Here is a 24,085-nt window from a genome sequence, read left to right as displayed (position 1 = left end):
CGGCGCCTGTCTGATGTCGGCCGACCGCTCACAGCGGCCGCCATCTCGGCCTCACCTCGCGCAGACCGACTCAGGCCCGCCGCCACCCGTACTCGAGCTCGCCGGGCAGCGCGGAGTCCCGCCGCCAGCGTTCGCGCGGCCCGCTCTCGACGAGGATGTCCGTGAGCCACGCCGCGGAGTCGGGCGACCAACCGGCCAACACGCTCGCGACGCCGTCACCCACCTCGACGGCGAGTCCCGCGGTGGCGAGGTAGCCGGCCACGGTCACGTGCACGGCGTCGTACTCCTCCCGCACCGCGAGCCAGTCGGGGATCGCCCACGCGCCGTCGCGCCCGGTGTGGCGGTACCAGTCGTGGCGACGCGACGCCGTCACCTCCAGCGGGAAGCGACGCACCAGGTCGGCCCACGCCGACGGTCCCGTGACCTCGAACACGCGCGGAGGGCGGATCGGAGCGACCGGGACGAGCAGCGTGTCCTCCCAGCCGCCCTCGTCCTCCTGCCAGACCATCTCGGTGCCGCCGAGTGGATGGTCGAGGCCGGGCAGGGGCGGGGTGGTGGTCGGTGCGTGCCGGGGGCCGGGCGCCTCAGGTTCGACCCAGGCTTGCGGCGTGGACCACCAGTCGCCGCCCGTCGGCGCCGCGACGTCGGTCGGCCGGTCGGTCTGCGCCCTGCGCTCCGAGCGCTCGGTGCTCTCGCGCCACTGCTGCGCCCACGCCGTGAGGCCTGTGAGCCCCCTGGCGACGTCCACGTCCTGCATGACGGGGGGTGCGTCGGCCCATCCAGGGTTCAGATTGAGTCGCTGCCGCGCGAGGTCGAGCGGGCGCGTCCAGGAGCCGGCCGTTGGCGAGGCGGCCACGCGGTCGGCCACGGGTCGCAGCGACTGCGTGATCAGCGGGTCGGCCAGCAGCACGTCGTCGCCGTCGGGCTGCTGCCACGGCATGTTCGCGCTGACGGAAGCGTGCACGGCGCTGACGAGCGCGGCCCGGTTGGGCGGCACGCCCCCGCCCACACGGGCGAGAGCGGCGACGTCGGCCGCGAGGTCCTCGTGGGCGCGCGGCGTTCGGGCCTGGGCAGTCGCGGCAGCCTTCTCCGCCTTGCTGGTGCCCGGCGGGAAGCCGATCATGACCAGGCTGACGCCCGCCTGTGCCGGCTGCGAGGCGTGCCAACCTCGGACGGCCCGGACGCTGACGAGCTCGCCCAGCACGCGGCGGCCGCGTGGCCCCGCGAGCAGAATCTCCGGGTCGAGTCCGCCGGCCGGCGTCACTGCTTCTCGACCGCCCCCAGCACCGGATCCAGCGCCCCGTGCAGCTCGGCCAACCACGTCGTGGCCCGCGCGTCCGACGGCATCCGCCAGTCCCCGCGCGGCGAGAGCGACCCTCCGGAGGCGACCTTCGGCCCGTTCGGTATGGCGGTCCGCTTGAACTGGTTGGCGAAGTAGCGGCGCAGGAACACGTCCAGCCAGCGCCGGATCTCGGCGAGGTCGTAGGACGGCCGCCCCTCCTCCGGGAACCCCTCGGGCCACAGCCCCGCCGCAGGATCAGCCCACGCGTGCTCGGCGAGGAACGCGATCTTCGACGGCGCCGACATCTTCCGCAGCGTGTGGAACAGCGTGAAGTCGTGGAGCGCGTACGGGCCGATCGTCGACTCGGTGGACTGCACCGCGCCGTCCTGCCCCGCCGGCACCAGCTCGGGGGAGATCTCGGTGTCGAGCACGGACTGCAGCACGGCGTCGGTCTCGCCGTCGAACTGCTCGGTCGAGATGGTCCACCGGATGAGGTGCTGCATCAGCGTCTTCGGTACGCCCGGGTTCACGGCGTAGTGCGACATCTGGTCGCCGACACCGTAGGTGCACCACCCGAGCGCCAGCTCCGACAGGTCCCCGGTGCCGACCACGATCCCGCCGCGCTGGTTCGCGAGCCGGAACAGGAAGTCCGTACGGATGCCGGCCTGGACGTTCTCGAACGTCACGTCGTAGACGGGCTCGCCGCGGGAGAAGGCGTGTCCGAGCCCGGTCAGCAGCTCGGTCGCCGCCGGCCTGATGTCGATCTCCTCGAACGTCACCCCGAGCGAGCGCCCGAGCTTCCAGGCGTTCGACCGCGTGTGGTCCGACGTCGCGAATCCCGGCATCGTGAACGCCAGGATGTGCTCGCGCGGCAGCCCGAGCCGATCGACCGCCTGGGCGCACACGAGCAGCGCGTGCGTGGAGTCGAGCCCGCCCGAGACGCCGATCACGAGCTTCGGCAGCCCGATCGCCCGCATCCGCTGCTCCAGCCCGGAGACCTGGATGTTGAACGCCTCGTAGCAGTCCTGCGCGAGGCGCGCGACGTCGTCGGGCACGAACGGGAAGCGGTCGACGGCGCGGCGCAGCCCTACGTCGCCCGTCGGTGCGTCGAGCGTGAAGTCGATCGTGCGGAACTGCCCGACACGCTCGGCGTGCGTGCGCCGGTTGTCGTCGAACGAGCCCTGGCGCAGCCGCTCCGAGGCGAGGGAGGCGACGTCGACGTCCGCGATCGAGGCCTGCGCCACGTGCGGGAACCGCTCGGTCTGCGCCAGCAGGGTGCCGTTCTCGTAGATCATCGTCTGGCCGTCCCACGAGACGTCGTTCGTGGACTCCCCGACGCCGGCGGCGGCGTAGGCGTAGGCCGCGACGCCCCGCGCGCTGGACGAGCGCGAGAGCAGGTGCCGGTCGTCGGCCCGGCCGATCGTGATGGGCGAGCCGGACAGGTTGAGCAGCACGGTGGCCCCGGCCAGCGACGCCTCGGCCGACGGCGGGATCGGCACCCAGTAGTCCTCGCAGACCTCGGCGAAGATCACCAGGTCGGGGTGGTCGACGGCGCGGAACAGCAGGTCCGGACCGAACGGGACCGCTCCGGCGTCGGGCAGGTGGCGCAGGATGAGGCTCTGCCCGCGCTGGTCGTCGCCCGGCGCGTACCAGCGCCGCTCGTAGAACTCGCGGTAGTTCGGCAGGGCGGACTTCGGCACGACGCCGAGGACGCGCCCGCGGTGGATCACGACGGCGCAGTTGTAGATCCGTGAGCCCTTCCGCAGCGGCGCCCCGACGACCAGCACCGGCAGCAGGTCCGCGCTCGCGGTCACGATCGATCCGACGGCGTGCTCGACCGAGTCCAGCAGCGTGTCCGCCAGCACCAGGTCGTCCACCGAGTAGCCGGTCAGGCCGAGCTCGGGGAAGACGGCGACGGCGACGGCGTCGGCGTCCAGCGCGCGGGCCTGCTCGACCACGGCGGCCGCGTTCGCGACGGGGTCGGCCAGCACGATCGGCGTCGTGACGGCGGCGACGCGCGCGAAGCCGTGCCGGTAGGCGTTGCGGAAGTCGCGGGTGGTCATGGCTCGAGTCTGCCGCAGGCAGGCGCGCCGAGCGGTCAGGTCGGCTCGGGCTGTCTCAGTCCTTGAGGCGGCTGCGGAACCGCTGCTGCGCGCCCTGCTTGGTGAGCCCGTACAGCGCGCCGATCCGGCTCCACGTCGTGCCGTGCTCGCGGAGCGTGCGCACCTGCTCGAGCTCGAGCCGCTCGAACTGCTCCCGGGCCGCGCGTGCGGCGTCGAGCCGGTCGAGGGGGTCCGTCATCGACGCGATGGCCTCGGCGGCCTTGTCGAGTCGTTTGCGGTGCGTCGGGTCGGCCACGCGAAAAGTCTAGTCAGGGCAGGAGCGACGCCGTCGCCCCGCCGGAGTCGTGGACGATCCCGAGCACGACGTGCAGCACGACGCCGAGCGTCAGTCCCAGCCCGATCCACAGCGCCGGGTGGGACCACCGGCGGCGGGTGACGAGGCTGACGAGGGCCGCGACCGTGATGATCGGGCCCGCGATCCACGCGATCCAGCCGGCCGCGGCGATGAAGAGGCCGATGGCCAGGGCCACCGCGCCCCACAGCCAGTGCCACGGGCTTCGCGCGTTGCGTCCGTGGTGGGGGACAGGGCGTGCGAGGGGGCGGGCGACGGTCCGGTCCCCGGACGCGGGGTCCACGCGGGGTCGGGGCAGCGGTGCGGCGGGATGCCGCGCACCTGGAACGATCGCCATCGAGACCTCCTCCGCGACGTCGGCTGACCCACACCGTCGTGGGTTCGGGGAGATGTTATCAATTCGTGACCTGGGAGACGGGAGTCACACCTCTCGGCGTGGCGCGGGCTGCTCGTCGGCGCTCCGTCCGCGCGGGACAGGGTCGTTACCCTCGAGACGTGGGTGCATCGGCGGTGACGACGAGCGGCGAGGCTGCTTCGCGCGAGACGGGCGAGCTGTGGGCGGCGCCGGCGCCCGGCACGACGGCGCCCGGCACCACGACTCCAGTCCCGACCACGACCGAACCCACGACGAGCGGGCCCTCGACCCCCGGCACCACCGGCCCGGGAACGACTTCGCCCGGGACCACGAGCCCCGGTACCACCCCCGGGACGACGTCGCCGGGCACGACCTCACCCGGGACGGACACGACGACCGGCACCGAGGGTTCGGGGACCGGGACCGATCCCTCGGGGACCGACGACGGGACGTCGACCGACCCCGGAACCGGGACGACCGATCAGACGGAGACGACCGAGCCGTCGACCACCGACGGCACGGAGACGACGGGAACGACCGGCACCCCCGGATCGCCCGAGCCGACCGGCACCGAGACCACGACGATCATCTGGAACACCCCGCCCGCAGCGGAGCAGTCCGCCATCCCGGGAGTGATGGTCGCCGTTGCCATCGCGGTGCTCGCGCTCGCCGCGCTCGTTCTGGCGCTGGTACGTCGCCGGACGTACACCCAGTCCGAGCTCGAGTCCGAGCCCCGACCCGCTGCCGACCCGGTCGCGCCCGACGGCGGATCCCCGTCGCCCGACGAGCACGACACGGTCGTGCTTCCGTCGCTCGCCGCCGCGATCCCCGACACCCTCGGCGTCCTCGACCCCGACGGCGGGTCAACGACGTCCGACCCGCTGGTCCCGCCCGCGAGCGACCGGGCCGCCGCGGCCGGGGCGACGGCGCAGGCCACCGCCGGTCTGACTGCGGCGGGTCCCGCGGCCGTCGCGGCTGTCACCGCCGCGGGCGGCGCCGCCTCCTCGACCGATGCGACGCCGGCGCACGGGATCGCGACGGCGCGCGACGCCGTCGTGCCCGACGCCGCCGGCCTGACCCGCTACCTGATCGCGCTGGGGGAGGCGCTGATCGACTCCGCGAGCCCGGTCGCCGAGGTGACGCGGACGCTGGAGGAGATCGGGCGGGTCAACGGCTACCCCGGAACGCAGGTGATCGCGCTGCCGACCGCGATCCTCGTGACCGTGCCGGGGTCGGAGCAGTCCCAGACGGCCGCCGCGTCCGCCGGGGTGCGGTCCTACCGGCTGGACCAGATCGAGGACGTGCTGCAGATCGCGGAGCGCTCGCGGCGCGGTCTCGTCGGCCCCACCGAGGGCCTGACCCAGCTGCGTCGCGCGGTCACGGCGCCGGCGCCCTACCGCACGATCGTGCAGCTCGGCGGCTACGTCACCTACAGCCTGGGGATCGCGCTCATCCTCGGCGCGAACCTCCCCGACCTGCTGGTCGCCGGCTCGCTCGGGGCGCTGGTCGCCGTCGTCCAGCTCGCGACGGCGCGCACGAGCGGTTACCTGCAGGCGCTGCTGGTGCTCGCGAGCGCGTTCACGGTGTCGGCCGTGGTGTTCGGGCTGGTGCGGGTGGGGGCGCCCATCGACCTGCTGTCCTCGCTCGTGCCGCCGCTCGTGATGTTCCTGCCGGGGGCTCTGCTGACGACTGCGGTGATCGACCTTGCCACGCGCCAGATGATCGCCGGATCGGCGCGACTGGCCGCCGGTGCGATGCAGCTCGTGCTGCTCGCGCTAGGCATCTCCGGTGCCGCCGGGCTGGTCGGGGTGCGGGCGTCGGTGATCGCCGAGACGCCGGGGCAGGCGTTCGGACCGCTCGGCCCGTGGCTCGGTGTGGTGGTCTTCGTGGTCGGCGTGGCGCTCTACCACTGCGTGCGTCTGTCCTCGATGCCCTGGGTGCTGGCGGTCGTCGTGGTGGCCTACGCCGGCCAGGTGCTCGGCGGCCTCGTGTTCGGCGGCGTGATGTCCGCGCTCGTCGGGGCGGCCGTGATGACGCCGCTCGCGCTGTACGCCGCGGGAGAGCGGAACGGGCCGCCCGCGCTGGTGTCGTTCCTCCCGGGGTTCTGGGTGCTGGTGCCCGGGGCCCTCGGCCTGATCGGCGTCACGCAGACGCTCGACGGGACGGCGACCGACGGCATGGGCACGATCCTGACCTCGGGTGCCACGATGGTGGCGATCTCGCTGGGGGTGCTGGTCGGCATCGCGCTGCACGGGTTGGCGCGGGCGGTGCGCGGCGGCGACGACGATGGCGACGGCGCCGCGCTGGCGTGAGTGGCACAAACTGGTTCCTCACCCCGAGCGAGGTCCCGCCTAACCTGGGAACCGCCGCGCGGACCTGACCCCGCGTCGGTCGCACCCCAGCTCATCGCCTCCGAGGGAGTCCCACCATGTCTGCCACCACGCCTGCGCGCCGCGCCGCCCGCTCGCTCCTGCTCGTTCCCGCCCTGGCGCTCGCGCTGACCGCGTGCGGCGGCGCCGCCGAGCGCCCCACCGTCGAGGAGCTCGCCGACGGGTTCCAGCAGATCATCGAGGAGGCGGAGATGGGCGAGGCGGGCGAGCTCTTCACGCCGGAGGCCATCACCTGCATCGCCGAGAAGCTCGAGGCGTCCGACCTCGACGACGAGACGCTCGCGACCCTGGCCGAGGGCCGCGACGAGCAGCGCGACCAGGAGACGGCCGACCAGGTCGAGGAGATCACGGGCACGGCGACGATGGAGTGCGTCTCCGCCTGATCCAGCCATCCGGCACCTTGCGCGACGGTGCTCGCACGACGCCGCGCCACCCTCGGGTGGCGCGGCGTCGTCGTTCCTGTGGACGACGCACGCGTGCCGGCTCCCATTCGGCATCCTGGCGCGTCGAGGGGGTGGTGGCATGGCCGCGGAGCGGTGGGGCGAGGAGTCGGATCTGGTGTCCGGCAGGTCCGACGTGCCGACGGTCGCCTCCCTCGACGGCACCCTCGTGCTCGCGCTGGCGCGCGCCGCCCGGCTGTTCACGACGCAGCTCAACGACGAGCTCCTTCTCGCCGGGCTGACCGGGCCGCAGTGGTTGGCGCTGCACGAGGTGGTGCGCGAGCGATCGATCGAGCCCGGGGAGATCGCGCGTCACCTCGGCGTGGCCCGGCCGACGGCCTCCGAGGTCCTCGGCAGGCTGCTCGAGCAACGGCTCGTGACGCGGGAGCAGGCCTACCTCGACGGTCGGCTCCGCGTGTACCTGCCGACCGACAGCGGCGTTCGGGCAGCCGTGCGGGGATCGGCGGGCGCCCGACGCGCCGTGGTGCGCGCGACCGACGGGTTCGCGCCGGGTGAGCGGGCTCAGCTGATCGCCCTGCTGGAGCGTCTCGCCGGGAACCTCTCCGACCTCCGGCCCGGACTCGAGCCCTGACCCACCGCGCCCGTTCCTACGCGCGCGTGTGGCTGCGCGGCGCGGCTCGCGTGCGGCGGCCGACCGACGTCGCCGCTCGGCCGGCCTCGAACTTCTGCGATCGTTCGTGTCCTTCCGAAGGACACGAACGATCGACGATCCGTTCGACGAGGCGGCGCGCCACGCCCGGGACGCTTGCGACACGCCGGGACGAGGGCAGGAATCGGGCCGGGCGAGGCGGTTCGGCGTGACCTGGTGGGCCCGACCGGACCGTGGTCAGGCGATCAGCGGGTAGGGCGACTCGCTCTCCGACGAGACCTTCCGACCGTCGGAACGAGTTCGACTGTCCGACCCCGACCCCGACCCCGAGCCCGACCTCGACTGCGACCCCACCCCGCCGTCGGGTGCGACGTCGTCGTACGCCGCGACCAGCGTCCGGGCCACGGCCGGAACGTCCGCGAGCTCGGCCGTGAGCGGTATCCGCAGCCGGTTGCGGGCGCTGCCGTCCGCGGTGAACTGCGGCCCCACCGCGATCGCCACACCGCGCAGCGCCGCGGCGGCGCGCAGCTCGGGTGCCACGCGCGCCGGCAGCCCGACCCACAGCGCCAGCCCGCCGGCGGGTCGCCGCACCTCCCACGACGGCGCCACGTCCGCCAGCGCTCCCAGCCATGCCTCGCGCATCGTGCGCAGCCTGTCCAGGCGTCGCCCGAGCAGCTCCGCGGGCGCGCGGAGGAACTCCGTCGCGACGAGCTGGTCCAGCGTCGAGGCGCCGATGTCCAGCGTGAGGCGGGCCGCCCGCACGGAGGCGACCTCCGCCGTCGGGCATCGCACCCACCCGACCCGGACGCCGCCCCACAGCGGCTTGGAGACGCTGCCGACGGAGAACGCGTCGGGAGCGTGGGTGCCGAACGGCGCGGGCATGTCGACGGGGTCGAACCGCAGGTCGGCGAGCGACTCGTCCACGAGCGCGACCGCACCCTCGTCGCGCAGCGCGGCGGCCAGGTCCGCCCGTACCGGAGCGGTCATCAGCTCGCCCGTCGGGTTGTGGAACTCCGGGATGAGGTAGGCCAGGCGGGCCCCGCTCGCCCGCACCGCCGCCCGGGCCGCCCCGACGTCCCACACCGAGGGCAGCCCGTCGTCGTCCACACCCGCGGGCAGCGGCACGACGCCGGCCCCCGCCCCACGGATCGCCGACCGCACCGACGCGTACGTCGGCGTCTCCACCGCCACGCGCTCGCCGCGCCGCACCCGGGCGCGCAGCACGACGGCGATCGCCGCCATCGCGCCCGACGTCACCACGATCTGGTCGGGCGACGTCGGCAGACCTCGCCGCTCGTACCAGGCGGCGACCGCCTCGCGCAGCGCGAGGAGACCGACCGGCTGGTACCCCTTGCCCAGCAGGAGCGCCGGGAGGTCGGCCATGGATCGCTCGATCAGCGCCGCGAGGCCCGGGGCGCATGACACGGCCGCCGCCGTCAGGTCGACGTCGATCCCGCCCACGCCCTCGATCGGGACGAGCGGCGAGGCCGCGTGACCGACGTCGCCGGGGATGCGCAGGAAGGTGCCGGCCCCCTGCTGCGCGGTCGCCCACCCGTCCTCCACTAGGCGTGCGTAGGCGCGTGTGACCGTCGTGCGGGACAGCCCCAGCGCCGTCGCCAGCTCGCGCTCGCTCGGGAGACGGACGTGCGCCCCGAGACGGCCGTCGACCGCGAGCACGCGCACCGCGGCGGCGAGCGAGACGTAGGCGGGACGCTCGAGCGCCGCGCCGTCCAGGTGGGCGAGCACGAGGGCGGCCAGTCGGGACGCGGTGACGGAGGGAGGCATGGAGCCACTGTTGCAGAATTGGCTATCGATTCCCAGGCCAATCGTCGCGCAGACTGGTGCCGTGACCACGACTGTCGGCGTCCTCCTGCGCCACCCGATCGACCAGCTCCGCGAGCCCGGGATGGGGCGGCGCCTGCCGCAGCTCCTCGGCGGCCTCGCCCTCTACGGATTCTCGATATCCCTCATGGTGCAGGCCGGACTGGGGCTGAACCCGTGGGACGTGCTGCACGAGGGAGTCGCGCAGCGGACCGGGCTGACGTTCGGGACCGTCGTGATCCTGGTCGGCCTCGTCGTGCTGCTGGCGTGGATCCCGCTGCGGCAGCGCGTCGGCGTCGGCACGATCGCGAACGTCGTCGTCATCGGTCTCACCGCCGACCTCGGACTCGCGATCGTCCCGCGTCCGGACGCGCTCGTCCTCCAGATCGGTCTGCTCGCGGCCGGCATCGTCCTGAACGGTCTCGCCGGGGCGCTCTACGTCGGAACCCGGCTCGGGAACGGGCCGCGCGACGGGCTGTGGGTCGCGATCGCGGCGAGGACCGGTCGCTCGGTCCGCGTCGTCCGCACCCTGCTCGAGGTGAGCGTCCTCGGGCTGGGTTGGCTCCTCGGCGGGAGCGTGGGCGTGGGCACGGTCGCGTACGCGCTCGCGATCGGTCCGCTCGTGCAGCTGTTCCTGCCGCGGGTGTCGGTAGGCGCCGACCCGGCGCCGCCCATACTGAAGGCGTGACCTCCCGCGCCCCGTCCCTCGTCGTGCTCGCGGCGATCGGGGCGGCGGCGAGCGGTGCCGTCATCGCGTTGCAGGGCCGGGTCAACGGCGATCTCGCGACGGCGGGCGCGGGTGTGCTGGTGGCCGGCTGGCTCTCCTACGTCGGCACGCTCGCCGCGACGGCGCTGGTCGTCCTCGCGCGACGCCGCACGCGGGTCGTCGCCGGCCTGATCAGGCGACGCGCGCGGTGGTGGTGGTTCGCCGTCGGGCTGTGCGGGATCCCGATCGTGCTCGCGATGGCCGGCGGCATCCCGCTGGTCGGCGTCGCGATCGCCTCGGTCTGCGCGGTCGCGGGCCAGACGCTGGCCGGTCTCGCGCTCGACGCCCGCGGGGTCGGCGTCCCCGCCGCGATCCGCCTGTCCGGGCGGCGACTGCTCGCGGGGCTCGTCGCGCTCGTGGGGCTCGGCATCGCCGTCCTCGGTTCCTCGGGCGGAGACGTCACGGTGGCGCAGGGGGTGGCCGTCGGCGTCGCGCTGTTCGTGGCCGGCGCGGTGCTGTGCATCCAGCAGGCCGGCAACGGACGCGTCGTCGCGGCGACCGCGGACCCGGTCCTGGCGGGGCTGACCTCGTCCGCGGGCGGGACGGTCGGGATCACGGTGATCCTCGCCGTCGCGGGGAGCGCCGGAGGCCTCGACGGCGTCACGTTCCCGCCCCAGTGGTGGCTCTACGCGGGCGGACCGCTGGGCGCCGTCATCACGATCGCGGCCGCGTGGGCCGTGCGACACCTCGGGACGTTCGTCCTCACGCTCACCGTCATCAGCGGGCAGATGCTCACGGCGCTGCTGCTCGACCTGCTCTCGGCCGGCGGGCTGCGGCTGACCGCGGTGCTCGCGACGATCGCCGTCGCGAGCTCCGCCGTGCTCGTCGTCGAACGCCGCCGCGCGACGACGGCGGCCGCCGACGACGCCCTCGGCCCGGTCGCCTAGGTTCGACGCATGAGACTCCTCGTGCTCGGCGGTTCGGTCTTCCTCGGCCGCGCGGTGGTGACGGCGGCGCTCGCGGCGGGCCACGACGTCGTGTGCCTCACGCGCGGCGAGAGCGGTGACGTGCCCGACGGCGCCCGGTGGGTGCGCGGCGACCGCGATGCCGACGACGGACTGGCCGGCGTGCGCGACGAGCCGTGGGACGCCGTCGTGGACGTGTCGGTGGCGCCGGGGCAGGTGCGGCGATCCGCGCGGGAGCTGCGCGCGGACCACTACGCGTTCGTCTCCACCGGCAGCGTCTACGCCGACACCGCCACGTCCGGGCTCACCGAGGACGGCCCGCTCCTGCCGCGCCTCGACGGCGACGCGATGAGTTCGATGAGCGAGTACGGCCCCGCGAAGGTCGCGTGCGAGGAGATCGTGCTCGAGCGGTTCGGGCACGAGGCGGCCACCATCGTGCGGGCCGGACTGATCGGGGGCGACGGCGACGCCTCCGGTCGCTCCGGCTACTGGCCGTGGCGGTTCGCCCACCCGTCCGACCCCGGCGGTCGCGTGCTCGTCCCGCTCGCCCCCGGGCTGGGCGTGCAGCTCATCGACGTCCGCGACCTCGCGATCTGGATCGTGCACGTCGCCGAGCACGGGATCGGCGGTGTGTTCAACGCCGTCGGCGATGCGGTGCCGTTCGCGCAGGCGCTGGTCGCGGCCCGTCTGGCGGCGGGGGCGGACGGCTCGGACCGCACGCTCGTGACGCGCGACGACGACTGGTTGCGCGCGCACGACGTCGCGCCGTGGGCGGGACCCGGGTCGCTCCCGCTGTGGTTGGACGATCCGGGGTGGACCGGCTTCCCCGCGCGCAGCAACGCCGCCGCGACCGCCGCGGGGCTCGTGCTGCGGCCCCTGGCCGAGACCTTCAGCGCCGCCCTGGCGTTCCACGACGCGCGGGGCGAGGCTCCGGCGTCGGGCCTCACGGACGAGCGGGAGCGCGAGCTGCTGGCGCTGCCCGCCTAGGTCGGCCGACGCCGCGCGCTCAGCCCTCGAGGTTGTCGCGGCCCGGGAGCCACGAGAGACCGGGCTTGCCCCAGCCCTGCTCGGCGACGATCTCCTCGAGCTCGTCGCGGTCGTCGGGGTGGGTGAGACGGTCGACGTAGAGCGTCCCGTCGAGGTGGTCGAACTCGTGCTGGAGGATGCGGGCGCGCCAGCCGTCGACCGCCAGGCGCACCGGTGCGCCCTCGAGGTCGTTCCCGGTGACGATCGCGCGCTCGGACCGGCGCAGCGCGAACCGCTCGCCGGGGACCGAGAGGCAGCCCTCGACCTCCTCGTCCTCGTCGGGGTCACCGGGGACGGGGGGAGTGATCCACAGCTCCGGGTTGATCACGACGCCGCGCCAGGGCTCGCCCTCGTCGTCCTCGTAGGAGTAGACGAAGATCCGCAGCCCGACGCCGACCTGCGGCGCCGCGAGGCCGACCCCCGGGGCCTCGTCCATGGTCTCGTACATGTCCGCGACGAGGCGGCGGACGTCGTCCGTCACCTCCGTGACGGGGGAGGCGGGACGGTGCAGGACGGGGTCGCCGGTGATGACGATGGGAAGAATGGCCACCGGACAAGGGTAGTAGGCCGGGCGCGGCTGGGCCCCCGGCGTACCCTCGTGGGCGTGAGTGCACACGTCCGACCCCTGAGCCCGCCCGATCTGGAGGCCGTGGCTCGGATCTACGCGCACTACGTCACGGACTCCACGGCCACGTTCGAGACCGTCCCCATGACCGTGGAGGACTGGGGCGTCAAGGCCGCCGACATCGAGCGGCGAGGCTGGCCTTTCCTGGTCGCGCAGGACGACGACGGCACCGTCATCGGCTTCGCGTACGTCACCTTCTGGCGAGCCCGGCCCGCCTACGACCTCACGGTCGAGGAGACGATCTACCTCGACGCCGCAGCCACCGGGCGCGGCACCGGCACCGCGCTGCTGACGACCGTTCTCGACGAGGCTCGCGCGCGCGGCGCGCGGCAGGCGATCGCCGTCGTCTCGGACGCGGGCGCCGAGGGCTCGTTCGCGCTGCACCGCAAGGTCGGGTTCGAGCAGGTGGGTCACCTGCGGGCGATCGGGGAGAAGCTCGGTCAGCGCCTGGGCACCTACCTGCTCCAGCTGTCGCTCGAGGACTGACGCGCTCGTCGCGCCGTCCGCGCGCTACTCGGCGTCGGAATCCTCGGACCGCAGCCGTGGCTCGATGCGGCGGCTCGGGGTGAAGCCGGACTTGTCGGCGTAGAACGCGCGCACCTCGTCCATGTCGGCACGCACGTCGCCGGTCAGGGTCAGGGTCGGGCCGAGTCCCGTGGTCATCGTGGTCCGGTCGACGTAGCCCAGGGTGACCGGAAGGTCAGCCTCGCGCGCGATCCGGTAGAAGCCGGACTTCCAGTGCTCGGCACCGCCCCGCGTGCCCTCGGGGGTCACGACGAGGGAGAAGGCGCCCGTGGTCCGCTGCTCGTGCAGGACCTCCGCGACCACCCTGCTGGGATCGGATCGGTCGACGGGGATCCCGCCGAGAGCCCGCATCAGAGGGCCGGCCGGGCCGGCGAAGAGCGATGTCTTCCCGAGCCAGCGCAGCGGGATCTCGGCCTCCCACGCGATCGCCAGCATGAGCACGAAGTCCCAGTTCGAGGTGTGGGGCGCCCCGATGAGGATGCGGGGAACGTCGGGCTGGGGGTGCGAGCGGAGCGTCCACCGGCTCACGCGCCAGAACGTCCGGGCGAGGGTGCGGCGCAGTCGTGACATCACCCGTCCAGCCTAGGTGGCGGACAGGCCGCGGTCCGAGCACGACGACGCCCCGGGAGCCGTGGCTCCCGGGGCGTCGTGGTGCTGTCAGTCCTGCGGCGCCTGCGGCGTCAGCTGGAAGGCAGGGCCGGGCTGGTCGGGCGTGGCCGGCGCGGTGTCGAGCGTCAGCGTCGCCAGTGCCTCGGACGCCTGCGGCTCGACGAAGACGGGGACGGCACCGGTCTCGATGACCTGGTCACCGGGCACCGGCTCGGCCGCGAGCCCGAGGTCGAGGCCACCGGGCTGGGTGGTGGACGGGGCGATGCGCAGGCCGCCGCCGGTGGGCAGGTCGGCGTGCTCGGCAATCTCGTTCACGGCGGTCTGGGCGTTCTCGGTCAGGGTCAGCATGCGCGTCTCCTCTCGTGGGTGGACGTTCCACCGACTGACTCCACGGCAACAAATCCGCGGCGCAGATGCAAGGCCCCACGGCACATCTTCCGATGCGCGAGACAGGGGTCTCACCCACCAGGACGTCCTTGGAGGGGGCGTCGGGCGGCCGTACGGTCCGCCTCCGACGTCGCTCGACTCGACCGCCGACGGCGCCGCGCCGCTACCGTCTCGTGTCATGAGCTTCTACCCCGACGGCCGGCCCAGGATCCCGCACCAGATCCCGGTCCCCGGCGCTCGTCCCGTGCCGAGCGCCGACGACGACGCCCGTTCTCGATCGCGCGCACTCGTCCGGATGGCACTGATCAACGGGTGCGTGCTGGTCGTCGCGGTCCTGGTGGGCATCGTCCTGGAGCTGCCCTCGTCCGAGACCGGCATCTGGGTCGTGGTCGGCGCCGCGCTCCTGACCGGCGCGCACTCCGTCGCCGTGACGACGAGGCTGGCGCAGCGTCGAGGCGCGGTGGCGCCCTCGCCGGTGGATGCCGTGACCGATGCCGTGACCGACGCCGTCACCGACGCCGTGATCGACGACGACGCGGGCGCCGGCTCGTCCTTCACCCTCCAGATCGAGGACGTCTTCACGATCACGGGCCGCGGCACCGTCGTGACCGGGCGAGTGGCGCGGGGTGAGGTCCGCACCGGCCAGACGGTCGCGCTGCTGCGCGAAGGTCACCTCCTGGCCCACGTCAGGGTCGACGGCATCGAGGCGTTCCGCGAGCAGCGGACGACGGCGTCGGCCGGTGACCTGGTCGGCCTGGTCCTGTCCGGGGTGACGCGGGCGGATCTGGCGCGGGGCGACGTCGTCACCGCCGCGGGAGGGTCGGCTCAGGACGGAAGGTTCTCCGCGGCGTCCTCGTAGCCGGCCGCGCCGGGGGAGGGCGCGGGGGAGTAGACGAGCTGCGTGACACCGGTCGGGAAGACCTGCGAGCTGACCAGACGCAGCGGGAGGGGCGCGTCCGAGCGCGCGAACAGCTGCTCGCCGCGACCCGCGACGACGGGGTGCACCAGGAGTCGCAGCTCGTCCAGCACGCCCGCCGCGAGGAGCTGCTGCACCACCGAGATCGAGCCGGCCACCAGGACCTTGCCGATCGTCTCGTCGGCCCGCAGCTCGCTGACCGCGGCGACGACGTCGTCGGTGGCGGCGACGTTCCGCCAGCCGAGATCGGCGCCGGGCTCGCGGCGGGTGGCGACCAGCTTGCGCAGGTCGCCGAGCTGCCCGGCGAACGCGGCGTCCTCGCCCCCGGCGGCCTCGCGGTCCGGCCACGCACCGGCGAAGCTTTCATAGGTCACGCGGCCGAGGAGCAGAACGTCGACACCCTCGTAGTCGGCGCCGACGGCGGCGCCCATGGCCTCGTCGAAGTACGGCAGGTGCCACGCGGGGTCGATCTCGGCGACGCCGTCGAGGGAGACGAAGAGGGTGGAGACGATCGCGGCCATGGTGTCCTCCTGGACGTCGGCGGGTGCGTGTCGTCAGGAGGACCGACGACGCGCCGCGAAGTCACCGGTCCGTGAACCACATCCGATCCCTGCCCCACATCCGTCCCCCTGTGCCGCACGGGGCTCCGCTAGCGTGACCGAAACGTTCCTAGGGAGACAACTGTGAAGCGAACCATCACGGCCACGGCCGCCGTCCTCGGCATCCTCGTCCTCGGAGCGTGCAGCGTCACCGCCTCGGCGAACCGCACCGTCGGTGCCGAACAGATCGCCGAGGAGGCGGAGGGCGCGCTCGAGGAGCAGGTCGGGCAGCGCCCGGACATCGACTGCGGCGACGACCAGGTCGACCTCGTGGACGGCGAGGTCGTGGACTGCGAGCTCACCGACCCGACCACCGGCGACGAGTACGACACCACGGTGACGCTGTCCGACGTCGACGGCACGAACTTCAACATCGACGTCCAGGTCGCGCAGGAGGCCAACGACTGATCCGGCACGGCGACCGCGAGGCCGCGCCGGGGCCGCTACTCCCCGCGCAGCCCGTCGACCGCCTCGCGCAGCAGGTCGGCGTGGCCGTTGTGCCGGCAGTACTCCTCGACCATGTGGATCAGGATCCACCGCAGGTTGACCCGGCCGTCCTCGCCCCCGGACCGCTTCTCGACGGCGTCGAGGTCACCCTCGGCGAGCGCCGCGGCGGTGATCGCGCGCGAGCGGCCCACGGCCTCCTGCCACAGGGTGCGGAGCGCCTCCGGCGAGTCGGCGGCGGCCGACGTCAGCTCCCAGTCGGGGTCGGACTCCCAGTCGGCCGACGCCCAGGGCTCGCTCGGTGGCTCGCCCAGGAACCGGTAGGAGAACCAGACGTCCTCGACGTAGGCGAGGTGCTTGAGCAGCCCGCCGAGCGTCAGGGCCGAGGCGGCGGTCGTGGCGGCCAGTCCCGCGGCGTCGAGACCTGATGTCTTCCACTCGAGCGTGGCCCGGTGGAACTCCAGGAACCCCACCAGCGTGTCCGCCTCACCCGCGCACAGCGGGGGTTCGGGTCGGCCCTGCGCGTCGATGATCGTCACGCGCTGCAGTGTGGCGCACCGCGTGCGGCTCCGTCACCCGCATTTCCAGTACCCGGTGAAGCTCACCCGGTCCTTCGCCACACCTCGGTCGTTGACGAGGTGGCGGCGGCCGTCGGTCGCGAGCGCCTGCTCGCCGGCGATCCACGCGTGCACGCGGTCGCCATCGATCTCGGCGGCGGGGAGGTCCCGCAGCGCGGCCAGCGCCAGGGTTCCGGGCTTGACGGAGGCATCACGCACGATCCACCGGAGCCCGACGCCGTCGGGCCGGGCGATCTCCTGCGCGTCCTCGAGCGAGGGGACCTCCACCAGCGCGGTACCGGTCGCGTCCGGTGGCAGCGAGGCGCAGATCCCGGCGACGGCGGGCAGCGCCGTCTCGTCACCGACGAGCAGCACCGACGCCGTCCCGTGCGCCGGATTGAACCCCAGCCCCTCGTCGATGATGACGACGCTCTCGCCGGCCGCGCACGTCTGCGCCCAGCTCGACGCGGGTCCCGCCGTACCGTCATGCGGCGTGCCGTGGAGCACGAGGTCGACGTCGATCTCCGCACCGTTCGTCCCCGACGCCGGGCGGTGCGCACGCACGGTGTAGTTGCGCATCACGGGGCGCACGCCGTCGGGGATGCGCAGGTAGCGAAGGTAGCCGATCATCTGGTTGGCCTTGGCGGGCAGCCGGTCCAGACCCTCCTCGCCGCCGACCGGGAGGAAGAGGCGGAACCACTGGTCGTAGCCCATCGGGGTGAACGAGTCGACCTCCGCCCCGCCGAGCGTGACGCGCATCCAGTGCGGCGACAGGCGCCGCGTGCGCAGCACCGTGAGGTGGACCAGGCCCTGCTGCGCGGGCTTCACGAGACGGGTGTGGCGGGCCATGGCGTTCCTCGGGTCGACGGGGTGAGCGTCCGGTGCCGGACGCGCCCACCCTAGACCAAGGTAAGGCTTACCTGGGTAGCGTTCGAGCTGCTGCGCGGCGCATCACCGGGTAGGGACGAGCCGCTCCGTGCCCGCCACCCAGACCCGCTGCGGCAGCCAGCTCTCGTCCCACCACACGAGGTCGGCGTGCGCGCCGGGCCGCAGGTGTCCGACGTCGTCGCGCCCGATCGAGCGCGCGGCCACCTCGGTGCAGCTCGCCAGCACGACGGCGGGGGCGACACCGGCCGCGATCGTGCGGCGCACGCCCTCGTCCAGCAGGATGCCGGCGCCGGCGATGGTGCCGTCGCGACGGCGACCCAGCCCGGTCTCGTCCCCGGCCACCTCGGCGCCGCCGAAGGTGAGCCACGTCCCCGGTGGCAGACCCGCCGTCACGATCGCGTCGGTCACGCCCACCACGCGCCCGGGTGCGGCCGCCATGACGATCCCGACCACGCTGCCGAGCACGTGCTGCCCGTCGAGGATCGTGCCGAGGTGGAGTCGGTCGTCGGCGAGCGCGGCGCCCACGACGCCCGGTTCGCGATGGCCCAGGGGGCGCTGGGCGTTGAAGAGGTGGGTGACCATCGTCGCCCCGGCGTCGGCCGCGGCGTGGACCTGGGCGGCGCTCGCGTCCGAGTGCCCGACGGAGGCGATGAGGCCGTCGCCGACGAGCCGGCGGATCGCCTCGATCGCGCCCGGCAGCTCGGGGGCGAGCGTGACGGTGAGCAGCACCTCCCGCGTCGCGGGGTGGGCCAGGAGGGTGTCGAGGTGCTCGGGCGACGGCGGCAGCATCCACTCCGTGCGGTGGGTGCCGCGGCGCTCCGGCGAGAGGAACGGCCCCTCGAGGTGCGCCCCGAGGATGCGGGCGACCGGGTGGTCGGCGCCGGCGGCCAGCGACTCGCGCGCCGCCAGGATGCGGTCGAACGCGCCGTGCAGGTCCGCGAGCGGGGCGGTGATGACGGTCGGCTCGATGCCGGTCACGCCGTGGGCCGCGAGACCGTCCAGCGCCGTGGCCCACTCCTGCGGCGTCGCGTCGGCGAAGTCGGCGCCGAACGAACCGTTCACCTGCAGGTCCAGGAGCCCGGGTGTCAGCACCCCGCTCGTGAGATCGGCGTGGAGGTGGCGCGACGGGGCGGCCGCCACCGCGAGGGGATCGCTGTCGACGGCGCGGATCCGCCCGCCCTCGACGCTCACCAGGACGGGCCCGGTGAGGGCGCCGTCGACGAGGGCGCTCGCCGCTCGGACGAGCATCAGATCCCCTGCCAGTCCGGCTTGCCCGCGTAGGTCGTGCGGTAGTAGTCGGCGAACGCGAGCTGGCTCGCGGCCTCGGCGTCGACGACCACGGTGGCGTGCGGGTGCAGCTGGAGGACCGAGGCGGGCCAGTGCGCCGAGATCGCGCCCTCCACGCACTCGCGCACCGCCTGCGCCTTGGCCCGGCCGAAGCCGAGCACGACGGCGTGCCGGCTCTCCATGATCGTGCCGAGGCCCTGCGTGAGGCAGTGCGTCGGTACGCGATCGAGGTCGCCGTCGAAGAAGCGGGCGTTGTCCTCCCGCGTGCGCGGCGTGAGCGTCTTCAGGCGGGTGCGGCTCGCGAGGCTGCTCATCGGCATGTTGAACGCGAGGTGGCCGTCGACGCCGATGCCGAGGATCTGCAGATCGATCCCCCCGGCCGCGCGGATCGCGTCGTCGTAGGCCGGCCCGGCGGCGGCCAGGTCCTCCGCGAGGCCGTCGGGGCCGACGACGGCGGCCGGGTCGAGATCGACGTGGCCGGTGAAGTCGCGCTCGATGACCGCGCGGTAGCGCTCGGGGTGATCGGCGGCGAGGCCGACGTACTCGTCGAGCAGGAACGCGCGGGCCGCGGCGAAGGTCAGCCCCTCCTCGCGGTGTCGGCGGACGAGCTCGGCGTACACGGGCAGGGGGGTCGACCCCGTCGCCAGCCCGAGCACGGCGGCCGGCTTCGCGCTCAGCAGGCTGGTGCAGGCGTCGGCGACGATCGGGGCCGCGTCCTGCGGGCGCTCGACGATGATGACCTCCACGAGGTCCTCCTCCAGGAGTGTGACGATGACCGCGCGCGCGGTGGACAACTGGTCCGTACCAGTTGATGGTGGGGGTTCGGGTCGGGGCCTGTCAACGCACGGAGGACGGATGACGATGAGCGGCACGGCGGCGACGGACGGTCGCGTCCTCAAGCACGCGCGGTTGCGTGCGCTCCTCCTCGAGCAGGTGGGCTCGACCTGGCAGGCCCACGCCGCGATCCCCTCGGAGCGCGAGCTGATGGCGGCCCACGGGGTCAGCAGGGCCACGGTGCGCGAGGCGATCGGGCGGCTCGTCGAGGAGCAGGTGCTCTACCGGGTCCACGGCAGGGGAACGTTCGTGGCGGGGCCGCGCGTCCAGTCGACGCTGCACCTCGCCTCGTTCACGCAGGACATGCGTCGCCGCGGCCTGCAGCCGTCGACGATCCTGCGGTCGGCGCGGCTCGAGCGCTCGACGGCGGAGGTCCGGACTGCGCTCGCGCTCGATAGCGGCGCACCGGCGTGGCGGGTCGAGCGCCTGCGGCTGGCCGGGGGAGTGCCGATGGCGCTGGAGGTGGCGTGGTACTCGCCCGCGGTGCTGCCCGATCTCGGCGATCAGGACCTGACGGGTTCGCTCTACGCGTTGCTGGGCGAGGCCTACGGCGTCCGGATCGAGCGGGCCGAGCAGACGGCGTGGGCGGAGGCGGCCGACGTCGCACTCGCCGAACCCCTCGGGGTCGACGCCGGAGCGCCGCTGCTGGTCTTCCGGAGGACCTCGGCGACCGGCGACGGCCGGGCGGTCGAGCACGTGACCTCCTGGTACCGCGGGGACCGCTACCAGGTGCACATGTCCCTGACCGATCGGCTCCACCCCACCCGGACACCCGTCAGCGGCTCGTCGGCGCGTTGAAGAGCTGGCCGAAGATCCGGTAGGCACGGGGCATGAGCACCTACCCGACGAACCACGAGCTCGGTCGTATGAACGTCGTCACGCTGGCGGACACTCCCGCCCTCAGTCGCGACGTGCGGCTGGACATCGCCACCATCCAGAGCGCCTGGCCAGACTTCGAAGGCTCCTTCGACTCCCTGCGAGGACGCACGATGATGGGTCTCTTCTACGGCGCCGACGGCGTCTACCGGATGTCCACCAGCCGCCTGGACCGTGACCACGACAACCCTCGTGGTCACGATGAGACGGTCATCCCCGGAGGCCGTTATCTCCGCCTCCGCCTGCGAGGGTCCGCTCCTGCCGTGTACGGAGACATCGCCCCGGCCTTCGAGGTGCTCTTCGCCCATGCAGATCACGATCCGACGAGACCCCACATCGAGTACTACCGCCGCGAGGGCGAGGTCGACTGCCTCGTCCCGATCAGCGCATCCAGCTGACGAAGGACAGGGGGCCAGGCGTCCGTCAGGGTCGACCAGCGCAGAAGCCCGACCCGCGGTGCGGGGCCGTCGCGGGGTTACGGTCGAGAGGCGGCGTCCCGAGCGCCGCGCCGACCACCCGACCAGCACCGCTGGCTCCCTGACCCCGAGGAGACGACCGTGAGCAACGACAGCGCCCCGAGCTCGACCACGTCCACCACCTCCGCGCCCGACGGCGACTCCCGCGTCGCGTTCGTCACCGGTGCCGGCTCCGGGATCGGCCGCGCCGCCGCGCTGCGGCTCGCGAAGGAGGGCCTGCGGGTCGTCGTCGTCGGCCACTCGCTCGCGACCGCCGAGAGCACGGCCGAGGAGGTGCGTGAGGCCGGCGGCTGGGCGCTGCCGCTCGGCGTCGAGGCGGAGAAGGCCGAGTCGGTGCGCGAGGCGATCGCACGCGTCGAGTCCGAGCTGGGGCGGATCGACGTCGTCGTCGCCTCCGCCGGCGTGAACGGGGTCTGGGCCGCGCTGGAGGACCTCGAGCCCGACGAGTGGGCGAGCACGATCGCCACCAACCTCACCGGCACGTTCCACACGGTGAAGTACGCCGTCCCCCTGCTCAAGGTGCGCGGCGGCGCCGTCGTGATCGTGTCCTCGATCAACGGCACGCGGACGTTCAGCAACACCGGGGCCTCGGCCTACGCCTCCAGCAAGGCCGGCCAGGTCGCGTTCGCGAAGATGATCGCCGTCGAGCTCGCCTCGGCGAAGGTGCGGGTCAACGTGATCTGCCCCGGCGCCATCGACACGGAGATCAGCGACAACACCGAGCACCGCGACATCGACGAGCTCGGCGTGAAGGCCACCTACCCCGAGGGCGAGATCCCCCTGACGGGCAACGAGTCCGGATCGGCCGACCAGGTCGCCGACCTGATCTGGTTCCTCGGCTCGGACGCCTCGAGCCACATCACGGGGTCGGAGATGTGGATCGACGGCGGGCAGTCGCTCATCATCTGACGCGCCCTCCGGCTCAGGCGGGAGCGTCCCCCGGTCGGAAAGCCGAACCCACGAAGCCCTCGGCGACCGGCAGCCGGCCCGCGCGCACGGCGGCCACGAGCGTGGCGTGGTCGGCCTCGGTCTGGTCGGCGTACCCGCGCGCGAAGGCGGCGAACGCCTGCGCGGGGGCGTCGTCGTCGCCGAGGTAGGCGGCGATCATCGAGGCGCCCGACGTGCGCGCGTGCCCCTTCGCCAGCAGCGTGCCGACGATGTGGCTGTAGTCGGCGAGCGCTGCGGCGTCGAGGCCGTCCAGAGGGACGGTCCCCTTCATGTTGCGGAACGTGCGGACGTAGTACTGGTTGCCGCCGAACGTGGTCCAGCCCAGCAGCGGGTCGGAGACGGTCTGCAGCGCCTGCTGGCTCTCGACCACGCGCTGGCCCTGGTGGTCGTGCCACGCGTGCTCGCCGTGCACGTACCGCGCGAGCACGGACCGGCGGGCCTGCTTGAGCTGCAGGAACAGGACGTCGTCGGGATGGGTGCCCTCCAGCAGCGCGACGTAGGCGCGCAGCCCCACGCTGCCGACGCCGACCACCTTGTGCGCGACGTCGGACAGCTGGTACCAGGCCAGCACGCGGCGCCACTGCGCGGGCAGGGTGGTGAGGTAGTGGTCGAGCCCCTGCGCGACCTCCTCGGCCCCGCGCCGGTCCAGCCGCTCGACCAGCGGCGGCTCGGCGACGATCTCGCGCTCGCCGAGCTCGTTCTCGCTCGTCAGCTTCGGCAGCACCCGGTCGCTCGTGCGCTTGCGCGCCGATTTCGCCGCCCGCTGGATCGCGGTGCGCAGGCCGGGGTCGCTCGCGGCCTCGGCCAGCTGGGTGACGTCCATCCGCTCGAAGGAGCGTGCCAGGAGGGGGATGCGTGCCAGCCGCGCCACCTCGCCCGCGTACGCGCGCACGCACGCCTCGACGCTGCTGCGGCACGCGTCCTCCCCGAGGGAGTTCTCGCGCCCGGCGACCCAGATCGACGCCGTCAGCCGAGCCAGGTCCCACTCCCAGGCGCCGACGTGCGCCTCGTCGAAGTCGTTGATGTCGATCACCAGCTCGCCCTCGGGCGAGCGGTAGAAGCCGAAGTTGCCCAGGTGGGAGTCCCCGCCGATGACCGGGGTGATGCCCGAGACGGGCAGGCGTGCGACGTCGTCGGCCATCACGACGGCGCTGCCGCGCAGGAACCCGTACGGCGATCCGATCATGCGCGCGACCCGGATCGGGACGAGGTGCTCCAGCCGACCGTCGTGCGAGGCCTCGATCAGCTCGACGACCTGCGGCCGGTCGGCGACGACGTCCCAGGTGCCGATGGCCGAGATCGGGCGCGACTCGCGCATCGCGCGGCCGATCGCCTCGCGCTCGGTCCGGCTGACCAGGCGCGTGCGCAGGCTCGGGGAGCCGTGGAGCGGGTCGCTGCCCGCGAAGGGTCGGAGCAGCTGTGTGAACTGGGGCACGAGCGCGAGTCTAGGCAGCGCCCGTCCCGTGCCGTCGTCCCGCGCGGTCAGCCCTCGACCGGTGTGTGCCGCACGACGCGGGCGGGGGAGCCGACCGCCACCACGTGGTCGGGCACGTCGTGCAGCACCAGGCTGCCCGCGCCGACGACGGCGTTGCGCCCGATCGTGACGCCGGGCGCGACCGTGACGGACGCCCCGAGCCAGGCGTTCTCGCCGATCGTGATGGGCAGCGCGCGCTCCCAGCCCGCCCGGCGGCGCGCGTGGTCGTCGACGGGGTGCTGTGCCGTCATGAGCTGCGCGCCGGGTCCGATCCGCACGTCGGCGCCGATGATGATGGCGGCGTCGTCCATGAGGAACGCACCGGCGTTGACGAACGCCCGGGCGCCGAGGCGGATGTGCGAGCCGTAGGTGCAGCGGAAGGACGGGACGACGACGGCGCCCTCACCCAGCTCGCCGAACGCGGCGCCCAGGGCGCGACGGCGGCCCTCGTCGTCGTCGGACGCGGCGCGGTTGAAGGTGTCCAGGAGCCGGCCGCACGCGCGGCGACGCTCCCGCAGCTCGTCGTCGTCGAGGTACCACTCACCGCGCGCGAGGCGCTCCGCCTGCTCTCCCATGCCTGTCATCGTGGCAGCGGAACCGGGGGAGGCGTCGGTCCGTCCAGCCCGCGTC

27 protein-coding genes are annotated in these 24,085 nt (G+C 73.8%); 12 read left to right on the top strand and 15 right to left on the bottom strand.

The features are described from left to right. Nucleotides 1–70: 70 nt before the first annotated feature. Genes SERN_RS04165 through SERN_RS04150 form a run of 4 tightly spaced genes read right to left on the bottom strand, consistent with a single transcriptional unit; the run spans nucleotide 71 to nucleotide 4,034 of the window. A complete protein-coding gene (locus tag SERN_RS04165; protein ID WP_135848797.1) occupies nucleotides 71–1,204 on the bottom strand; it encodes a hypothetical protein in 1,134 nt (377 codons plus the stop codon). 56 nt (nucleotides 1,205–1,260) lie between these two features. Then, complete coding sequence (locus tag SERN_RS04160; RefSeq protein WP_135848796.1) at nucleotides 1,261–3,345, bottom strand: NAD(+) synthase; 2,085 nt, start codon at nucleotides 3,343–3,345, stop codon at nucleotides 1,261–1,263. 55 nt (nucleotides 3,346–3,400) lie between these two features. Beyond that, a complete protein-coding gene (locus SERN_RS04155) occupies nucleotides 3,401–3,640 on the bottom strand; it encodes a hypothetical protein (RefSeq protein ID WP_135848795.1) in 240 nt (79 codons plus the stop codon). A 13-nt stretch (nucleotides 3,641–3,653) separates the two neighbouring features. Then, nucleotides 3,654–4,034 carry a hypothetical protein gene (locus tag SERN_RS04150; protein ID WP_135848794.1) on the bottom strand — a complete coding sequence of 127 codons (381 nt, stop codon included), beginning with the start codon at nucleotides 4,032–4,034 and terminating at the stop codon, nucleotides 3,654–3,656. Between the two features lie 158 nt (nucleotides 4,035–4,192). Here SERN_RS04150 and SERN_RS04145 point away from each other — a divergent pair, with 158 nt between their 5' ends. The 3 genes from SERN_RS04145 (at nucleotide 4,193) to SERN_RS04135 (ending at nucleotide 7,474) form a co-directional block, all read left to right on the top strand. Next, nucleotides 4,193–6,364 carry a threonine/serine exporter family protein gene (locus tag SERN_RS04145; RefSeq protein WP_135848793.1) on the top strand — a complete coding sequence of 724 codons (2,172 nt, stop codon included), beginning with the start codon at nucleotides 4,193–4,195 and terminating at the stop codon, nucleotides 6,362–6,364. Nucleotides 6,365–6,480: 116 nt separating this feature from the next. Continuing rightward, nucleotides 6,481–6,825 (top strand): hypothetical protein, encoded by a 345-nt coding sequence (locus SERN_RS04140; protein ID WP_135848792.1) that lies wholly within the window; start codon nucleotides 6,481–6,483, stop codon nucleotides 6,823–6,825. Between the two features lie 139 nt (nucleotides 6,826–6,964). After that, entirely contained in the window at nucleotides 6,965–7,474 is a 510-nt protein-coding gene (locus tag SERN_RS04135; RefSeq protein ID WP_135848791.1) for a MarR family winged helix-turn-helix transcriptional regulator, read from the top strand. A gap of 255 nt (nucleotides 7,475–7,729) precedes the next feature. Here SERN_RS04135 and SERN_RS04130 read toward each other — a convergent pair whose 3' ends face one another. Next, a complete protein-coding gene (locus SERN_RS04130) occupies nucleotides 7,730–9,277 on the bottom strand; it encodes an aminotransferase-like domain-containing protein (RefSeq protein WP_135848790.1) in 1,548 nt (515 codons plus the stop codon). Nucleotides 9,278–9,338: 61 nt separating this feature from the next. Here SERN_RS04130 and yczE point away from each other — a divergent pair, with 61 nt between their 5' ends. The 3 genes from yczE to SERN_RS04115 are packed head-to-tail and all read left to right on the top strand — an operon-like array spanning nucleotide 9,339 to nucleotide 11,971. Further along, on the top strand, nucleotides 9,339–10,001 hold the full coding sequence (gene yczE, locus SERN_RS04125; protein WP_199241488.1) for a membrane protein YczE: 663 nt from the start codon (nucleotides 9,339–9,341) through the stop codon (nucleotides 9,999–10,001). Beyond that, complete coding sequence (locus tag SERN_RS04120) at nucleotides 9,998–10,966, top strand: DMT family transporter (RefSeq protein ID WP_158292557.1); 969 nt, start codon at nucleotides 9,998–10,000, stop codon at nucleotides 10,964–10,966. The genes yczE and SERN_RS04120 overlap by 4 nt, the downstream gene beginning before the upstream one ends. Nucleotides 10,967–10,975: 9 nt before the next feature. Next, nucleotides 10,976–11,971 carry an NAD-dependent epimerase/dehydratase family protein gene (locus SERN_RS04115; protein WP_135848788.1) on the top strand — a complete coding sequence of 332 codons (996 nt, stop codon included), beginning with the start codon at nucleotides 10,976–10,978 and terminating at the stop codon, nucleotides 11,969–11,971. 19 nt (nucleotides 11,972–11,990) lie between these two features. Here SERN_RS04115 and def read toward each other — a convergent pair whose 3' ends face one another. Then, the gene (def, locus tag SERN_RS04110; protein WP_135848787.1) at nucleotides 11,991–12,560 is read right to left on the bottom strand and encodes a peptide deformylase; all 570 of its coding nucleotides are present in this window, start codon (nucleotides 12,558–12,560) and stop codon (nucleotides 11,991–11,993) included. A 54-nt stretch (nucleotides 12,561–12,614) separates the two neighbouring features. Between def and SERN_RS04105 the strand changes: the two genes are divergently transcribed. Then, complete coding sequence (locus SERN_RS04105) at nucleotides 12,615–13,121, top strand: GNAT family N-acetyltransferase (protein ID WP_199241487.1); 507 nt, start codon at nucleotides 12,615–12,617, stop codon at nucleotides 13,119–13,121. A gap of 24 nt (nucleotides 13,122–13,145) precedes the next feature. On the opposite strand, the gene SERN_RS04100 is transcribed toward SERN_RS04105, so the two are convergent. Both SERN_RS04100 and SERN_RS04095 read right to left on the bottom strand, forming a co-directional pair. Further along, nucleotides 13,146–13,730 carry a 1-acyl-sn-glycerol-3-phosphate acyltransferase gene (locus SERN_RS04100; protein ID WP_199241511.1) on the bottom strand — a complete coding sequence of 195 codons (585 nt, stop codon included), beginning with the start codon at nucleotides 13,728–13,730 and terminating at the stop codon, nucleotides 13,146–13,148. 87 nt (nucleotides 13,731–13,817) lie between these two features. Beyond that, a complete protein-coding gene (locus SERN_RS04095) occupies nucleotides 13,818–14,117 on the bottom strand; it encodes an iron-sulfur cluster assembly accessory protein (RefSeq protein ID WP_135848785.1) in 300 nt (99 codons plus the stop codon). Nucleotides 14,118–14,334: 217 nt separating this feature from the next. Between SERN_RS04095 and SERN_RS04090 the strand changes: the two genes are divergently transcribed. Then, the gene (locus SERN_RS04090; RefSeq protein WP_158292556.1) at nucleotides 14,335–15,015 is read left to right on the top strand and encodes an EF-Tu/IF-2/RF-3 family GTPase; all 681 of its coding nucleotides are present in this window, start codon (nucleotides 14,335–14,337) and stop codon (nucleotides 15,013–15,015) included. Here SERN_RS04090 and SERN_RS04085 read toward each other — a convergent pair. Then, nucleotides 14,982–15,593: a dihydrofolate reductase family protein gene (locus SERN_RS04085; protein WP_135848783.1), complete on the bottom strand. Its 612-nt coding sequence runs from the start codon at nucleotides 15,591–15,593 to the stop codon at nucleotides 14,982–14,984. The two genes, SERN_RS04090 and SERN_RS04085, sit on opposite strands and share 34 nt — an antisense overlap. A 162-nt stretch (nucleotides 15,594–15,755) precedes the next feature. On the opposite strand from SERN_RS04085, the gene SERN_RS04080 reads away from it, so the two are divergent. Next, complete coding sequence (locus SERN_RS04080) at nucleotides 15,756–16,079, top strand: DUF4333 domain-containing protein (RefSeq protein WP_233251447.1); 324 nt, start codon at nucleotides 15,756–15,758, stop codon at nucleotides 16,077–16,079. 35 nt (nucleotides 16,080–16,114) lie between these two features. On the opposite strand, the gene SERN_RS04075 is transcribed toward SERN_RS04080, so the two are convergent. From SERN_RS04075 to nagB, 4 genes are all read right to left on the bottom strand, one after another. Beyond that, complete coding sequence (locus SERN_RS04075) at nucleotides 16,115–16,654, bottom strand: DinB family protein (RefSeq protein WP_135848782.1); 540 nt, start codon at nucleotides 16,652–16,654, stop codon at nucleotides 16,115–16,117. Between the two features lie 33 nt (nucleotides 16,655–16,687). Continuing rightward, nucleotides 16,688–17,521: a siderophore-interacting protein gene (locus SERN_RS04070; RefSeq protein WP_135848781.1), complete on the bottom strand. Its 834-nt coding sequence runs from the start codon at nucleotides 17,519–17,521 to the stop codon at nucleotides 16,688–16,690. 102 nt (nucleotides 17,522–17,623) lie between these two features. Further along, the gene (locus tag SERN_RS04065; RefSeq protein ID WP_135848780.1) at nucleotides 17,624–18,808 is read right to left on the bottom strand and encodes an N-acetylglucosamine-6-phosphate deacetylase; all 1,185 of its coding nucleotides are present in this window, start codon (nucleotides 18,806–18,808) and stop codon (nucleotides 17,624–17,626) included. Then, the gene (gene nagB / locus SERN_RS04060; RefSeq protein ID WP_135849023.1) at nucleotides 18,808–19,593 is read right to left on the bottom strand and encodes a glucosamine-6-phosphate deaminase; all 786 of its coding nucleotides are present in this window, start codon (nucleotides 19,591–19,593) and stop codon (nucleotides 18,808–18,810) included. Before nagB ends, SERN_RS04065 begins: the two co-directional genes overlap by 1 nt. Before the next feature lie 115 nt (nucleotides 19,594–19,708). Here nagB and SERN_RS15955 point away from each other — a divergent pair, with 115 nt between their 5' ends. From SERN_RS15955 to SERN_RS04045, 3 genes are all read left to right on the top strand, one after another. Next, a complete protein-coding gene (locus SERN_RS15955; RefSeq protein ID WP_135848779.1) occupies nucleotides 19,709–20,479 on the top strand; it encodes a GntR family transcriptional regulator in 771 nt (256 codons plus the stop codon). Nucleotides 20,480–20,511: 32 nt separating this feature from the next. After that, on the top strand, nucleotides 20,512–20,955 hold the full coding sequence (locus tag SERN_RS04050; protein WP_135848778.1) for an AraC family transcriptional regulator: 444 nt from the start codon (nucleotides 20,512–20,514) through the stop codon (nucleotides 20,953–20,955). A gap of 159 nt (nucleotides 20,956–21,114) precedes the next feature. Continuing rightward, nucleotides 21,115–21,942: an SDR family oxidoreductase gene (locus SERN_RS04045; protein ID WP_135848777.1), complete on the top strand. Its 828-nt coding sequence runs from the start codon at nucleotides 21,115–21,117 to the stop codon at nucleotides 21,940–21,942. Between the two features lie 13 nt (nucleotides 21,943–21,955). Here the strand turns inward: SERN_RS04045 and SERN_RS04040 are convergent, their stop codons facing one another. Both SERN_RS04040 and SERN_RS04035 read right to left on the bottom strand, forming a co-directional pair. Further along, on the bottom strand, nucleotides 21,956–23,416 hold the full coding sequence (locus SERN_RS04040) for a DUF2252 domain-containing protein (RefSeq protein WP_233251446.1): 1,461 nt from the start codon (nucleotides 23,414–23,416) through the stop codon (nucleotides 21,956–21,958). Nucleotides 23,417–23,463: 47 nt separating this feature from the next. Further along, nucleotides 23,464–24,039, bottom strand: coding sequence for a sugar O-acetyltransferase (locus SERN_RS04035; protein WP_233251445.1), 576 nt, complete (start codon nucleotides 24,037–24,039; stop codon nucleotides 23,464–23,466). Nucleotides 24,040–24,085 lie beyond the last annotated feature (46 nt).

It is taken from the genome of Serinibacter arcticus (assembly GCF_004786095.1).
Classification (GTDB): Bacteria; Actinomycetota; Actinomycetes; order Actinomycetales; family Beutenbergiaceae; genus Litorihabitans; species Litorihabitans arcticus.
This window is presented reverse-complemented; position numbering and strand designations above follow the sequence as displayed.

Coding starts and splice junctions, on each gene's coding strand:
- SERN_RS04160 (WP_135848796.1), bottom strand. CDS start 3,345: ATGACCACCCGCGACTTCCGCAACGCCTACCGGCACGGCTTCGCGCGC.
- SERN_RS04150 (WP_135848794.1), bottom strand. CDS start 4,034: ATGGCGATCGTTCCAGGTGCGCGGCATCCCGCCGCACCGCTGCCCCGA.
- SERN_RS04140 (WP_135848792.1), top strand. CDS start 6,481: ATGTCTGCCACCACGCCTGCGCGCCGCGCCGCCCGCTCGCTCCTGCTC.
- SERN_RS04135 (WP_135848791.1), top strand. CDS start 6,965: ATGGCCGCGGAGCGGTGGGGCGAGGAGTCGGATCTGGTGTCCGGCAGG.
- SERN_RS04130 (WP_135848790.1), bottom strand. CDS start 9,277: ATGCCTCCCTCCGTCACCGCGTCCCGACTGGCCGCCCTCGTGCTCGCC.
- SERN_RS04115 (WP_135848788.1), top strand. CDS start 10,976: ATGAGACTCCTCGTGCTCGGCGGTTCGGTCTTCCTCGGCCGCGCGGTG.
- SERN_RS04100 (WP_199241511.1), bottom strand. CDS start 13,730: ATGTCACGACTGCGCCGCACCCTCGCCCGGACGTTCTGGCGCGTGAGC.
- SERN_RS04095 (WP_135848785.1), bottom strand. CDS start 14,117: ATGCTGACCCTGACCGAGAACGCCCAGACCGCCGTGAACGAGATTGCC.
- SERN_RS04090 (WP_158292556.1), top strand. CDS start 14,335: ATGAGCTTCTACCCCGACGGCCGGCCCAGGATCCCGCACCAGATCCCG.
- SERN_RS04085 (WP_135848783.1), bottom strand. CDS start 15,593: ATGGCCGCGATCGTCTCCACCCTCTTCGTCTCCCTCGACGGCGTCGCC.
- SERN_RS04070 (WP_135848781.1), bottom strand. CDS start 17,521: ATGGCCCGCCACACCCGTCTCGTGAAGCCCGCGCAGCAGGGCCTGGTC.
- SERN_RS04065 (WP_135848780.1), bottom strand. CDS start 18,808: ATGCTCGTCCGAGCGGCGAGCGCCCTCGTCGACGGCGCCCTCACCGGG.
- SERN_RS15955 (WP_135848779.1), top strand. CDS start 19,709: ATGAGCGGCACGGCGGCGACGGACGGTCGCGTCCTCAAGCACGCGCGG.
- SERN_RS04050 (WP_135848778.1), top strand. CDS start 20,512: ATGAGCACCTACCCGACGAACCACGAGCTCGGTCGTATGAACGTCGTC.
- SERN_RS04035 (WP_233251445.1), bottom strand. CDS start 24,039: ATGACAGGCATGGGAGAGCAGGCGGAGCGCCTCGCGCGCGGTGAGTGG.